Genomic DNA, 14,418 nt, shown 5'->3' with positions numbered 1-14,418 from the left:
ATACGCCATCCAACTATCAATATTATTTTGTCAATATAGAGTATGATATTTTCAATAATATTTAAAATATGAGGATTATTATATCTTTATTGTCAATAATCTTCTATATGAAAACTATTCGGACCCTATCTTTTTTTGCCATAATATTTGTTTTGGGCTGTACCACCGAGAAAAGAAACACCCCTGTCAATGACGATATGGTATTGGAATTCCAAACCGCTGCCAACGATCAATTACTGGATAAGTGGTATCCTCTGGTGCTGGACACAGTGGATGGTGGCTATTATAGTGAAGTGACCTTTGATTTTAAGTTAGGGGAACGGCATGACAAGATGATCGTTACCCAGGCCCGGCATATCTGGACCACTGCTACCGCAGCAATGCATGATGGTGATAAGGAAAAGGAATATCTTTCCTATGCGGAACACGGATTCAAGTTTTTGCGCGATCACATGTGGGACGGAAAAAATGGCGGGTTCCATAATTTGGTGACCAAAAAAGGAAAGCCCATAGTCCGTCCAGGTGAAGCCAAAACAGCATATGGAAACTCATTTGCAATTTATGGGTTGGCGGTTTATTATGCCGTTTCAAAAAATGGGGAGGCATTGGATTTGGCCAAACAGGCTTTTCGCTGGTTGGAAGAGCATAGCCATGACAGCATATATAAAGGATATTATCAATCCATGGACATAAATGGAACACCTATTGTACGAACTGGAGATTTTCCATCGACTTCGGATATCGGGTATAAGGACCAAAACAGTTCAATACATCTCTTGGAGGCGTTGACGGCCCTTTACAAAGTATGGCCTGATCCATTGGTGGGGGAACGGGTCGGGGAACTCCTTGTTTTGATACGCGACTCCATTACTACCAATAAGGGGTACATGAACTTGTTCTTCGAGGCGGATTGGACGCCCGTAACTTTTGTTGATACACCCAAGGATACCATTCAAAAACATTATTACCTTGACCATGTTTCCTTTGGCCATGATGTTGAGACCGCCTATCTTATGCTGGAAGCTTCCGAGGCACTTGGCGGTCTACAATTCGACCAAACTTTAAAAAAGGGAAAAATAATGGTGGACCATGCCATTACGAATGGTTGGGACAACAAACATGGGGGCTTCTATGATGGAGGATATTATTATGCAGGGGATGAAAAACTGAGCATCGTAAATTATGATAAAAATTGGTGGTCGCAAGCAGAAGGCTTGAACAGCCTCTTGATGATGGACACTTACTTTCCAAAAGATTCAATAAATTATAGAGCATATTTTGACAAATTATGGCAGTATACCAATACGTATATCATGGATCCCGATCATGGAGGGTGGTATGAGTGGGGAATTGATACCAGACCTGAAACCAAATTTCAGCCCAAAGGCCATATTTGGAAAGGGGCTTACCACAATTATAGGGCACTGGTCAATTGTGCAGGCCGACTTGAACAAAACAATATGGATTGATATTTAAGTGACCGGCCACGGTTGTCCAACACTGGGATCCACCATTAACTTTCAACTAAAAATGGAAAATGAGCATCTTTTGAAAAATGTACACAGGGAGATAACCCCCCTTGCGCCCGAGGACAGTTTTTTGGTATTTGATCGGTTGAAGCAAGATTTTGATTTTCCGATTCATTTTCATCCTGAATTTGAACTCAATTTTATAAGCAATGGAAAAGGGGTGAGGCGGATTGTTGGGGACAACCTTGAGGAGATTGATGACATTGAACTGGTCCTGGTGGGCCCCAACTTGGTGCACGGGTGGGAAATGCATAGGTGCACATCAAGGGAAATCCATGAAATAACCATCCAGTTCCATGAGGATCTTTTTGATGATAAGTTGCTTTCAAGGGCCATTTTTAAACCTATAAGGGACATGTTCTATCGTGCAAATCACGGAATTCTTTTTTCCAAAAAGATTTCAACGGACACAATGCCCAGGATCATACGCCTTTCCAAAACCGCAAATATTGACTATTTCCTTGAACTCATCTCCATTTTACACGACCTGGCCAATTCTAGAAACCAAAGATTGCTCTCCACCAATGTATCACAGTTGAATGATTTTGAGAACAGTAAAAAAATAAAAAAGGTATATGAGTATATCCAAGAGAACTTTGACCGAAAAATTTCCCTTGGTGAAATTTCGGAATTGGTAAATATGAGCGTAGTTTCCTTCAATAGGTTCATCAAGAAAAGAACCGGAAAGACATTTATTGAATATATCAACGATACCCGTATCAGTTATGCTTCCCGGTGGTTGATAGAAACCGATCTGAGCATCGGTGAAATTGGCTACAAGTGCGGTTTCAACAATATGGCGAACTTCAACAGGGTCTTTAAGAAGGTAAAAGGTACAACCCCAAGCTCCTATAGAGCAGAATTCATAGGTATAAGAAGAGTGTTATGATAGCATTACGCGGCCATAATAGGGCCACTTCATTGGTTTTCGCCATTCTGCTGACATTGAATCTATTGGGGTGTGACGTGGACAACAAGGATGAAAGATATCTTTACAGGTCCGGAGATACCATTTTTTACTATCAAGGCAGGGTTTTAAAAAAAGATTCACATACCACTCTAATAAGCTCCGCTTCCGGTGTTGAGTTCAATGCTGAAGGGGATACCTTAGAACTGTTTCTCAAATCGAATAACGACTCGCATAACTATTTTACACTGTCCATTGACGGAAAATACAAGGATAGGTACCAAATTGGTAGCGACTCCATAAATAGAATAGCCATAGCATTGCCTACTGTTGGACCAGAACCTCATGGAGTAGGCCTTTATAAGGCAACGGAAGCATCCAATGGTTCCATTCTTTTTTACGGAGCAAAATCAAAAAAAATAGGTGTGGCCACAATAAGAAGGTCGACCAAAATGGAGTTTATAGGAAATTCCATTACTTGTGGTATGGGTGCAGATTTGTCAACTGTGCCCTGTGGGGAAGGGGAATGGTTCGATCAGCACAATGCCTATCTTGCCTTTGGGCCAAGAGTTGCGAGAGCACTCAATTCTGATTATTTACTAAGCTCTGTTTCAGGCATTGGGATGTACAGGAATTGGAATGACGAGAACCTTGCAGAACCCATTATGCCCGAGGTCTATGACAATCTTTTTTTGAACACTGATACTTCCCATAAGTATTCCTTTGATGATAAGCCGGACATCATTTGTATTTGCCTGGGCACCAATGATATGTCTGAAGGTGATGGCACAAAGCCCAGATTGCCCTTCAACAAGGAAAAATTTGTACAGAATTACACAAAATTCGTAGAGCATCTGTTTGGGAAGAATCCAGAGGCAAAAATGGTACTGCTCACATCCCCAATGGTTTCAGGCGACAAGGGAAAAATACTTTTGGAATCCCTTAAAGAAGTCAAAGACCATTTTGGGAACGACCCAAAAATATCTATTTTTCAATTTGAGGAAATGCAGCCGAATGGGTGCACCTCCCATCCTGATTTAGAAGATCACAAAACAATGGCAGATCAATTGGAACCCTTTTTAAAAAAAATACTGGAATAATTTATGGAACCTTATTTAGCTGATAGTAAACGTTATGACACCATGCCGTACAGAAGATGCGGAAAAAGCGGTTTGATGCTCCCCGCAATATCTTTGGGGCTTTGGCATAATTTCGGATATGTAGATTTATTTGAAGAGGGTAAAAAGATACTCCATGCCGCATTTGACAAAGGTGTGACCCACTTTGATCTAGCCAACAACTATGGTCCCCCGCCAGGATCTGCAGAAGAAAACTTTGGAAAGGTCATGAAGCAAAGCTTCTTGCCTTACAGGGATGAGATGATTATCTCCAGCAAAGCTGGATGGGGAATGTGGCCAGGTCCCTATGGTGATTGGGGATCCAAAAAGTACTTGGTAGCAAGTTTAGATCAAAGCCTAAAACGCATGGGTTTGGAGTATGTGGACATATTTTATCATCACAGACCAGACCCGAAAACCCCTTTGGAAGAGACTATGACTGCATTGGACCTTATAGTGCGGCAAGGAAAAGCACTTTATGTGGGGATTTCGTCCTATAACCACCACGATACTTTGAAGGCTTCAAAAATTTTAAAAAGTTTGGGCACTCCTTGCCTGATCCACCAACCCCGTTACAGCATGATGGACCGCTGGGTAGAGGATGGTCTTATGGATGTTCTGGGCGATGAAGGTATTGGGTGCATTCCATTTTCACCCCTGGAACAAGGAATTCTCACGGACAAATACTTAAAATCAATCCCTAAAAATTCCAGGGCAGCCAAAAGCACAGGTTTTTTGCAGAAAGACACAATCACCGATAAAGTGCTTACGAAAGTGAAAAAACTGAACCAATTGGCCGGCAACAGGGGGCAGAGTTTAGCACAAATGGCAATTTCTTGGCTGTTAAAAGATGAGAGAGTGACCTCGGTACTGGTAGGTGTGAGCAGCACAAAACAACTGATAGACAATTTGGGCGCTTTACAAAACTTGCACTTTACCAATGATGAACTGGAAAAAATAGAGACAATCTTGAAGTAAAGAAACCCAAAAAAAATGAAGTTCCGTTCTTTGATTTTTCTATAGTACGTATACATTGATTTATTTCGAACAACTTTTCTTGAGATTCATAGACAATAGCTAAGATTGCTCCAATTTAATGAGGGGCGCCTTACTATAGTTAAGAATTGGGCGGTAGCCGGTACATTTCTGGCAGGTCATCTGCAAGAATCACCTCTGGTTTGGACACAAACTCCATAAAATCATTGGCACTGGGCAAACCGGGTACAGGTGTGCAATACGTGTCTTGATAATTATACCAAAACATGGTAAAACCAATCTTAACATCGTTATGTGTCAAGGCTTCAAAGAGGTTATTGGTAAAAAAACCTGGAATGGCCCCGTTTTCGCTTAAAGTGACAAAATACCCTGTCTCGGTAAGTGAAGCTATTTTAACCCTTTCCTCTGCCAAGTCGGACACAATCTTTAGTTTTTGGTTCGCCCTTTCAACACCGGCTTGGCCTTGATTATTGAAATCCCCATAATTGTCCATTCCCATGATATCCACAAAGTCATCCCCGGGATACCGTGCCAAGTATTCGCTTTCTGAAAAAAATCGGTTATCTGGTGAAAACGCAAAGAGCATGTTGTTCACAGACAAGGTGTTTTTAAGGTATGTTACCGTAAACTGCCAAAGCTGTATATATTCTTCGATGGTGCAAAAGGATTGCCCCCACCAAAACCAATCACCATCAAATTCATGGAAAGGCCTGAAGATGATGGGGACCAATGCACCATTGGAACCCACCAAGCTCTTGGTGAACGATGCTATTTTTTCAAGCTTTTGCTTATAGTAGTCATGGTTTTCACCTCCCGGCAAGATACTTTTCAGGGCATTTTCCCTTTGAAATTGGGTCATTTCACTTGTATAGAAATGTTCGCCCTCAAAAGGTTCACGAAAGTGCCAACAGAAAACATTGACCAAACCCATATCAAAAGCCCTGAGGACGTCATCCCTGATCTGGTTTTCTTGTTGGAAAAACCAATTGGAAGGGGTTCCATCGTTAAGGTCGTCTGTAATGAACATGAAGTCCGACCCCAATAGTCCGGGATCACTTCCGGTCATTTTTTTGATGTCAGAATCCCCGGCATTATCTTGATAGAAGCTGCTGAATGCATCTTGCTGACCTACAATAAAACTATTTTGTGAAAGCAATTTTAAATTGTAAAAGAGCGCAACAGTCTCTTCTGTGGCATCCGGGTTTACCATGAAACTTCTGGTCTCCTCGGGTTCAAAGTCAAGTTCACCGGGTGGAAGTGGATTTTCCGGGGTTGGGTCTTCTTCAATGGGTTCAGGTTCATAAAAACCGGAATCCGAATCTTTGGAACAACCGCTCATTGTCAGCAAAATAATTGTAACCAAAATAAGAAAGTATTGTTTAGTCATGGTCCGATCATTGGCTCATTAAAATACAGGCACGGGTAGTATGGTAGGGGGCTTTCCACATACTCACCTTGTCCTCTTCTTTATAGGGCCGTCCTTCAGAATCGACCCTAAAATGCCATTCTCCATGCGCTTTATCGATCAAGAACTGTTTTGTGAATTCCCATATACCAATGGATTTTTCAATATAATCAGGATTTTGGGTCAGGGAATGGCCATATTTCAACCCGATAAGAGCCTCCACTTGGGGCCACCAATGTCTATCGGTGTCCAAATGGTTTGATGCTGTGTCCCTTTCATTCATTACGGCCCCATCATGATCCAAAGCTTCCAACAAAAAAGTGTCGATTACTTTAATGGCCGTTTCTTGGGTCTGTTGAACCAAGCTTTCATCGTTTAATGCTTTGGCCGCCTCAATGACCAGCCAGGCCGTTTCTATATCGTGCCCAAAGGAAATGGTAGTGCTCAGGAGGCTCCATTCTTTATCAAAAAAAAGATCATAGTGGTTTGACTTATTCAAAAACTTAAATTGAAAAAGGACAATCAACTCCCGCAGTGCATCTCTAAGCTTTTGATGGTCATACACTTTCAATAAACTGGTGTAAGCTTCCAAAACATGCAGATGAGTGTTCATGGTCTTGGCAGCGTTCATATCCTTATCGCTCAAACGCATATCGGGTATGGGGGTCCAATCCTCGTAAAAAGCTTCATAATATCCCAAATTATGCCTGTCCCTTGCATAGGTTTCCAAATTTTCAAAAAGGGAAACGGCCCAATCCTTTGCTTCTTCCTTTTGGGAAAACAGGTAATACTCGGAGAGCGCATAAATGGCAAAGGCCTGGGCATACACTTGCTTTCTTGTATTGAGAGGATTTCCGTTATGATCTACTTCCCAAAAAACACCTTTATGGCCTTTATCTTTGAAATAGGTCTTTAAATAGGTGTAGGCCCTATTACAAATAGATTCGTGTTTTTTTGATTTCAGGTAATTGGACGCAGCTGAAAAGGACCAGAGGATACGGGTATTCAGAATGATTCCCTTGGATGCTTTCGGCACAAGCTGGTTGTAAAAATCACGTTGCCCTACAAAGCCTCCGTATTGATCATCAATGCCAAAAGTTGACCAATACGTCAAAATATTGTCCAATTCACTGCGCAATTCATCTTTAAGTTCTTTGTAATCTTTGGACATGGGACGATTTAAACTTTAAACATTTCCTGTTTCTAATCAAGTTGTTCCCCAAGGGTGTCCCACCAGAATTTTTTGAGCAAAAGGATGCACAAGATCAATACGGCCAAAAGAATCAGTACCGGAATGTTTTGTCTGAATATCAAATACATGGGAAGCATTACCAAGACCGTTTGTGCCACAATACCTGTAAGTACGTTGAACATATCCCTTTTAAAATGGGTGTTTTTCTTGAAGCCTGGGTTTTCCATGCGAATATTGTCGCTTATGGGTTTCCAGAAGCCCCAAGGCCTAACATTGGTATAAAACGAGCGCAAAACCTTTTCTTCAGTGGGCGGTGCGGAATAGGTTCCAATCACACATCCCAGTATGGAAGTTATCAGCAAAATCGGAAAGTAATACAGGTCTAGGGTTGCCGAAAAGACATAGGGAAGTATCAATGCTGGTACCATACCCGCAACCATTCCCCAAAAGAAACCATGGCCATTGAAACGCCACCAATGCCATTTTAAAATGTTGGCCACCACATAACTTCCAAAAAGAGCGGAAACCAACCATTGTAAGACCGAATTGACGTCTTCGACGAAGAAACCTAGGAAGATACTCACCAGGACAACCAAGATCCCAGAGCCATAGTTCATGACCTTTACTTGTTTTGGGGTCACTTCCGTTTTTTTATGGTTAAGGTATATGTCATTGATCAGATAGGCCTGCGCCGCATTCAAGGTTCCTGCGAAAGTGGACATGAAAGCCGCCAAAAGTCCGGCCAAGAGAAGCCCCATTAAGCCCACAGGCGCAAATTCCTTTATGGCTGAGGGCAGGATCAATTCAAAATCGACCTCACCCGTGGCGGTGATCAAATCCAGTTTTTCATAATAGATCAAAGCAAGGGCTGCAAATCCGGCAATCATCAAGTAGCGAATGGGCATGAGAATGACGGATACAAAACCGCTCATTTTGGAAGCTTCCTTGGGGTTTTTGGCAGAAAGAATCTTCTGCATGTCATAATTGGGGGCTGGGCCAGCCAAACTCACCAAGATTCCCTTGAAAATCATCATCATAAAAAATATGGTAAAGAGGCCATAACCATCGGACCTTATTTTTTCATTTACCTGAGGAATGATATTGGACCAATCAAGGTCCAGTTCCCAACCGAAAAAGGGAGTTCCCCATCCATCGGGAACGTTCAAGGGGTTGTTTCCTATGGCTACAAACCCCAAGTAACCGATGACTATTGCAGAAATTGTCATGATACCGAATTGCAGCACATCGGCCCAGACAATTCCGGACATCCCTCCTAAAAGTGAATAAAAAACGGCGAACAAGGTAAACACAACACCATAAAAGTGGGGCACATATGCAGCCGGGACGTCAAATGGAACATAATTTGCCAAAACTTCCCATGGAATAAAAATCTCCATGAATTTTCCCAATCCAATAAACCCATACGCCAAAAAACCGAGACAGCTCAAAAGGGCAAAGACCACCACAATGGTATGTGACAGTTTTCCACCTTTCCCGTTTCCAAAACGTGTCCTAATCCATTCAGCCCCGGTGGTCACATTGGACCTTCTCAGCCATTTGGACAAATACACCATTAAAAAAACTTGGTTGAAGATAGGCCATAGCCACGGAATCCATGCACTTTTAATCCCATATACGAACATGAGGGTCACCAGCCAAATGGTTCCAGATATATCAAACATGCCCGAAGCATTGGAAAGGCCTAACATGTACCATGGTATGGAGTTCCCGGCCAACAAATAGTCTTCCTTGCTCCTTTGGGCCCTTCTTCTTAGAATTAATCCAATGAAAATGGTCGCTAGCAGATATGTTGCAATGATTACGACATCTATGGTCCTAAGCATTCCTGTAAATCTTGGTTAAAGGGTATTCCATACCTATGAATTTGACTTTTATACTATGCGGTCCAAGCCTTCCTGAGAAATTATTTTAGCTAAATCGATTTTGTCAAGGGGTCACCAGGTTTACTACAATAACACCTTTAAAAACTTACACCTTTTATGTATTCTAAACTTAAAACGGCCAATTATTGTTTATTTATCACTGAAAAGAATTAAAAAAAGTGAGATTTATAATCCAAAAATAATTATTGGAATGCAGAACTGTTGATACTAATTTGTCATACTAGGATAGTATTATGGCATCCTGATTTCTCCCAATTCAAAAGGGGGCTGAGGTAGCGTATAAGAAAAATTGAAAAAATGATATAAATAATCTTGATAATTTCCAAAAATATCAAGATTTAATGGGTAATTGACAAAATAATATTAGAAAAACCAACATCGGTACAATACTTTTGATATTGAGAGAAATGATAAATATGGCTTGGACAGTAATTGTAATGAGTTCTAAATAGGGAGGACACAAGAACAGCAAACCTTCAAGTTAGTTTAATCTTTTTTGAGTTAGTTTTTTTTATTCAAGAGAAAACCCCGTGAAATCGGGGTTTTTTTCTTTACAAAACATTCAACATGAACAATTTCAAGTCTATTTTTTATCGAAAATTAAGAAGCATTTTCATTATTGGTCTTTTTTTGACTGTCACATTCTCTTGTGGTCAAAAATTTAATGGGCTTGCCAAAACCCCTCCTATGGGTTGGAACAGTTGGAACACTTTTGCCACAGATATCGATGAAAGTCTTGTAATGGACACAGCGGATTTATTTGTCACCCTTGGCCTAAAAGATGCGGGTTATGAGTATATTGTTTTGGATGATGGATGGATGTCCAAAGAGCGTGATGAAAATGGTGATTTGGTAGCAGATCCACAAAAATTTCCAAACGGTATGAAGGCATTGGCCGACTATGTTCATGGCAAGGGCCTCAAATTTGGGCTTTATGGTTGTGCAGGCTCAAAAACATGTGCAGGATTTCCAGGGAATAGGGGACATGAATACCAAGATGCGCGTTCTTTTGCGGCATGGGGAGTGGATTTCTTAAAATATGACTGGTGCAATACTGAAAATCTGAACGCACAAGGTGCTTATGAAACCATGAGAGACGCTTTGGCCAAATCCGGCCGCCCAATTCTTTTTAGCATTTGTGAATGGGGCAACAATCGACCATGGGACTGGGCGGAAAATGTGGGGCACATGTGGCGGGTGTCTGGAGATATTACAAATTGTTGGGATTGTGAGGTGGATCATGGTGGTTGGTCATCTTGGGGGGTATGGAAAATTATCAATATGCGAAAAAATATTCGACATGCAGCTGGACCCGGTCACTGGAACGATTTGGATATGATGGAGGTGGGCAATGGTATGACAGATGCAGAGGATAAAAGCCATTTAGCCATGTGGAGTATTATGGCATCTCCCTTGATTTTGGGCAATGATCTTAGAAAAGTCAAACCCAAGACCATTGAAATATTGACAAATGACCAAGTAATAGGAGTCAATCAGGATCCTTTGGGAATACAAGGGTTTAAGGTATCAGATGATGATGGCATTGAAATTTGGGCAAAACCTTTATCCAATGATGCTTGGGCGGTGGTTTTTGTGAACATGACGGACCAAGTTTTCGAATTGCAATATGACTGGCATCTGGGGAGTATTGAAGATAAGCTGAATGAACTTAGACTTAAAATTGACACATATCACTACACCATAGAGGACTTGTTCCAACATAAAAAACTAGGTGATACTTCAAGAAAATTAAATGCTGCTCTGGATAGCCACGATGTGTTAATGGTGTTGCTTGAGAAAAAGAATAGATTTTGAAAAAATACATCACTTATTGCCCTTGTCATAGCTCTGCAATTTCTTTTTGAAGTATTTTCCTTGCCTTGAAGGCGTATAGCTGTCATCGGTATAGAGTCGTGGGGCCCATTGTTTGTCAAATACCCAGACCACATATGAAATCCCTCTTTCATCGCAATAGTTTGTAATGGCGTCCCCATAGGATTCATCGCTTATCACTGGAATATGGGCTCCAGGATCCTCTGGGCCAGAAAAACCCATTTCGGTCAGTATTACTGGATAGTTTTTCTTGACAAAGCCCCAATCCATCGTCCATTTTTCCTCCCAAGGCTTTTCTCTTTTTTGGGGATAAGGATGGCTTACATAGCCAATTCCTTCAACATCCAAAGGAGAGAATTTTACAGGTGTAAGGTCATAGGCCCAATTAAAGCCTGCCATAAGGGGGATGCCCTTGCCACCATTGGCCCTGATGATAGTAATGATTTCTTTGTTGATTTTTTTCCATTCTTCCCAGGTCACTGTCCCAAACCTATTGTTAAATGTCGTAGGCTCATTGTAAAGCTCATAAAATGCAACTATGGGATTTTCCCCATAACGTACTGCAATGGTCCTCCAAAAATTGAAGGTTTCTTTCATATCGGTATCGTACATATCGGCCAAATAAATGCCTGTTTTAAGGTTGCCTATACTGTGCCAGTCTATAATTACATAAAGCCCTTCTTCACTCGCCCATCGGATTCCTTCATCCAAAAGCTGTAAATATTCTTCCTCCCCCCTTTCCCTGACTCGCGCCGGATGTATTGGAAATCGAACGAGGTTTGCACCCCATCTCTTAATTTCCTGAAAGTAACTTTTGTTCCATAAACCATCCTTTTCCAGTTTATCCGGATCACTTGAGCTCATGCCCCTGAAAACAATGGTCTTGCCATCTTCTGTTACAAAATTGTTGCCATCGACTGATATACGCCCCATTGGTTGTTGAGCATTTATGAATGTACAATGCACCAAAAAAATGAAAAAATACTTTCCAATAAAATTTACCATGACCTTATGTTTGAGCGATTAAAATATTCAAAAAAACCTTCAATTTTCAATACGTTTTTGTCAATTTCCCGTAGAATAGATAGTTTATTGAACTGGAGAAAAACAATGTCGGCCAAAAAAGGTATTTTGGTTAAACTTTCATGGTCTTTGTCGCGTGATGGTTTCAATAAATATTAAGATCATGGTAATGTAATATCATGAAATTCCGAAAACGTTTTATATATCTCTTTTTTGTGGTAATGGCTATTGGGGCGGTATTGCTTGTCGTGAAGTTTTATAATTCGATATACGTTAGCCCCTATATTTCCATAGAACCCATTGCTGTTCATGGCAGTGGTAAGGGGTTTGCCGGATCAAATAGGTGCATTGGCTGCCACAAGGATATTTACCAATCCCATATGGAGACAGCACATTTTTTAACATCCCGAGTGGCTGATAGCGCATCAATAGAGGGAAGCTTTGCCCAAAACAATAGCTATTTGCTCAATGATGAGATCATTTTCCTTATGAGATCAAAGGAGGATGGGTTCTATCAGGAAGCCTATTCCAGATCGGATAGTACCTTGATTGATTCCAAAAAAATGGATATAGTGATTGGATCCAGTACCAAAGGGCAATCTTATCTTAACTGGCAGGGAGATGAGCTTTACCAATTGCAGGTGTCCTATTTTAAACCTTCCGAAAGTTGGGTCAACAGTCCAAACTATCCAAATGGTATTTTTGCACCGAATAGACCCATTCTGCAGCGTTGCCTTGAATGTCATGTCACTTTTGCAAAAAGCAGGAACACGTTCAACAAACCCCATTCCTACGACAGGTCACAACTCATATACGGCATTGATTGCGAACGTTGCCACGGGCCTGCGAACGAACATGTAAACCACCACCTGTCCAATCCCAATGAGACGGAAGCCCAATTTATATTATCGTATTCCGATTTAACACAAAAACAAAAACTGCAATCCTGTGCCCTTTGTCACTCAGGAACCCACAGGCACAGGGAAGAGATCCCCTTTTCATTTATGACCGGTGATACCCTAATGGATTTTCCCAATCCTGAATATGACAGGAGCAGTTTGGAGTCGTTGGATGTGCATGGAAACCAATATGGCCTGCTTTTGGCAAGTTCATGTTTTAAGGGAAGCAAGAGCATGGACTGTACCAGTTGCCATGACCCTCACAAAAATCAACGGGGCGATTTTAAGGGGTTCAATGCCAAATGTATTGCCTGTCACCAAGGGACCGGAACGGGTGGGGAAATCTCCTGCAGTTTGGGAGTGGACTTGAGAAAATCCAAGGACAACAATTGTGTGGAGTGCCATATGCCACTAACACCATCCAAATCTATGTCGATTTACGATTCAAAGGATTCCATGCTCGTTCCCGTAGAGATCAGGACACATTTAATAGGAATTTACAAATGACAAAGAGCAGTTACGCTAATAGAAATATGAACTCAAATTTAAACAAGACTATGCATAAATTGACTTTTTGGATCGGTGTATTATCGATGATCGTTATAATGGGATGTAAATCAAAAAAGTACGAAAACAATTGGGAGAATCTTTTTAATGGTACGGATCTATCGGGTTGGGACACCTATATTGGGGCAGAATTTTCAGGAGGTGATTGGGAAGATTGGACAAAAGGGGAAAGATTGGGTCTCAATAATGACCCGGATAAAGTGTTCAAAGCGGATATTTTGGATGGAGAACCTGTTATTCACATATCAGGAAAACGTTTTGGAGGACTTTCAACCCATCGGGAATTCAAAAATTACCATTTACAATTGGAGTTCAAATGGGGTGGGCATACATACCCTCCCAAGGAAAATGCTCCCAGGGACAGTGGGCTACTTTACCATGCCGTTGGAGAACATGGTGCAGATAGTGGATTTTGGATGCGTTCCCAAGAATTTCAAATACAGGAAGGGGATACCGGAGATTATTGGGGGTGTGCAGGTGCAACTTTCGATGTACCGGTAAGGGTTGAAGAAAATAATTTCATCTATGACCCAGTGGGGGAGTTGCTACATTTTTCACCTGACAATGAACGTGGAAGACATGTGGTAAAGTCTACTGATGCTGAAAAACCTTCAGGTGAGTGGAACACTATCGATTTGTTTTGTTTTGAAGGGACTGCCATTCATGTAATCAATGGAAAGAAAAACATGGTACTCTACAATTCTTCCCAAATCAATACCGTGGGCAATGAAATGCCGTTGGTGAAAGGAAAAATCCAATTACAGTCGGAAGGTGCTGAAATTTATTTTAAGAATATACGAATCAGGTCTTTAAAGGAGTTGCCCAAAAAGCATTTAAGATAATTGCTCTCAAATTATTTGATAATGTCGAATTTCAGACCTCGTGGACCAAAAGAGACTATTAAGTATCTCATAAAGGTGTTCTGCCATTATAGGTTTCCGTGTCCTTTACGATTATGAAAAAGCTTACGGCCTTTTCATTTCTTTTCCAAATCAATATCTTTTTTACTTTTCTCCAAATTGGAATAACTTATTGGTCAACGCTC

11 protein-coding genes are annotated in these 14,418 nt (G+C 41.1%); 7 read left to right on the top strand and 4 right to left on the bottom strand.

Translation table 11 applies throughout. The features are described 5' to 3' along the window. Positions 1-107: 107 nt before the first annotated feature. The 4 genes from FG28_RS02330 (at position 108) to mgrA (ending at position 4,532) form a co-directional block, all read left to right on the top strand. A complete protein-coding gene (locus tag FG28_RS02330; protein ID WP_036379590.1) occupies positions 108-1,469 on the top strand; it encodes an AGE family epimerase/isomerase in 1,362 nt (453 codons plus the stop codon). A 61-nt stretch (positions 1,470-1,530) separates the two neighbouring features. Continuing rightward, the gene (locus tag FG28_RS02325; RefSeq protein WP_081894474.1) at positions 1,531-2,418 is read left to right on the top strand and encodes an AraC family transcriptional regulator; all 888 of its coding nucleotides are present in this window, start codon (positions 1,531-1,533) and stop codon (positions 2,416-2,418) included. Beyond that, entirely contained in the window at positions 2,415-3,536 is a 1,122-nt protein-coding gene (locus tag FG28_RS02320) for an SGNH/GDSL hydrolase family protein (protein WP_051947155.1), read from the top strand. Before FG28_RS02325 ends, FG28_RS02320 begins: the two co-directional genes overlap by 4 nt. A 3-nt stretch (positions 3,537-3,539) precedes the next feature. Further along, entirely contained in the window at positions 3,540-4,532 is a 993-nt protein-coding gene (gene mgrA, locus FG28_RS02315; RefSeq protein WP_036379587.1) for an L-glyceraldehyde 3-phosphate reductase, read from the top strand. 139 nt (positions 4,533-4,671) lie between these two features. Here mgrA and FG28_RS02310 read toward each other — a convergent pair whose 3' ends face one another. From FG28_RS02310 to FG28_RS02300, 3 genes are read right to left on the bottom strand one after another with little or no spacing between them, the layout of a single operon-like run. After that, a complete protein-coding gene (locus tag FG28_RS02310) occupies positions 4,672-5,937 on the bottom strand; it encodes a glycoside hydrolase family 26 protein (RefSeq protein ID WP_036379585.1) in 1,266 nt (421 codons plus the stop codon). A gap of 7 nt (positions 5,938-5,944) precedes the next feature. Continuing rightward, a complete protein-coding gene (locus tag FG28_RS02305) occupies positions 5,945-7,126 on the bottom strand; it encodes an AGE family epimerase/isomerase (RefSeq protein ID WP_036379583.1) in 1,182 nt (393 codons plus the stop codon). 32 nt (positions 7,127-7,158) lie between these two features. Beyond that, positions 7,159-8,991: a sodium:solute symporter family protein gene (locus FG28_RS02300; RefSeq protein WP_036379580.1), complete on the bottom strand. Its 1,833-nt coding sequence runs from the start codon at positions 8,989-8,991 to the stop codon at positions 7,159-7,161. 747 nt (positions 8,992-9,738) lie between these two features. Here FG28_RS02300 and FG28_RS02295 point away from each other — a divergent pair. Beyond that, a complete protein-coding gene (locus FG28_RS02295; protein WP_231562589.1) occupies positions 9,739-10,866 on the top strand; it encodes an alpha-galactosidase in 1,128 nt (375 codons plus the stop codon). Between the two features lie 9 nt (positions 10,867-10,875). On the opposite strand, the gene FG28_RS02290 is transcribed toward FG28_RS02295, so the two are convergent. After that, on the bottom strand, positions 10,876-11,817 hold the full coding sequence (locus FG28_RS02290) for a glycoside hydrolase family 5 protein (RefSeq protein WP_197062539.1): 942 nt from the start codon (positions 11,815-11,817) through the stop codon (positions 10,876-10,878). Between the two features lie 269 nt (positions 11,818-12,086). Between FG28_RS02290 and FG28_RS02285 the strand changes: the two genes are divergently transcribed. Both FG28_RS02285 and FG28_RS02280 read left to right on the top strand, forming a co-directional pair. Next, positions 12,087-13,313 (top strand): multiheme c-type cytochrome, encoded by a 1,227-nt coding sequence (locus FG28_RS02285; protein ID WP_081894187.1) that lies wholly within the window; start codon positions 12,087-12,089, stop codon positions 13,311-13,313. Positions 13,314-13,363: 50 nt separating this feature from the next. Further along, complete coding sequence (locus FG28_RS02280; RefSeq protein ID WP_036386058.1) at positions 13,364-14,215, top strand: DUF1080 domain-containing protein; 852 nt, start codon at positions 13,364-13,366, stop codon at positions 14,213-14,215. The last annotated feature ends 203 nt before the right edge of the window (positions 14,216-14,418 follow it).

The organism is Muricauda sp. MAR_2010_75 (assembly GCF_000745185.1).
In the GTDB taxonomy this organism is placed as follows: domain Bacteria; phylum Bacteroidota; class Bacteroidia; order Flavobacteriales; family Flavobacteriaceae; genus Flagellimonas.
Note: the sequence above shows the minus strand (reverse complement) of the source record. Positions and strands in the feature narration are given on the sequence as shown.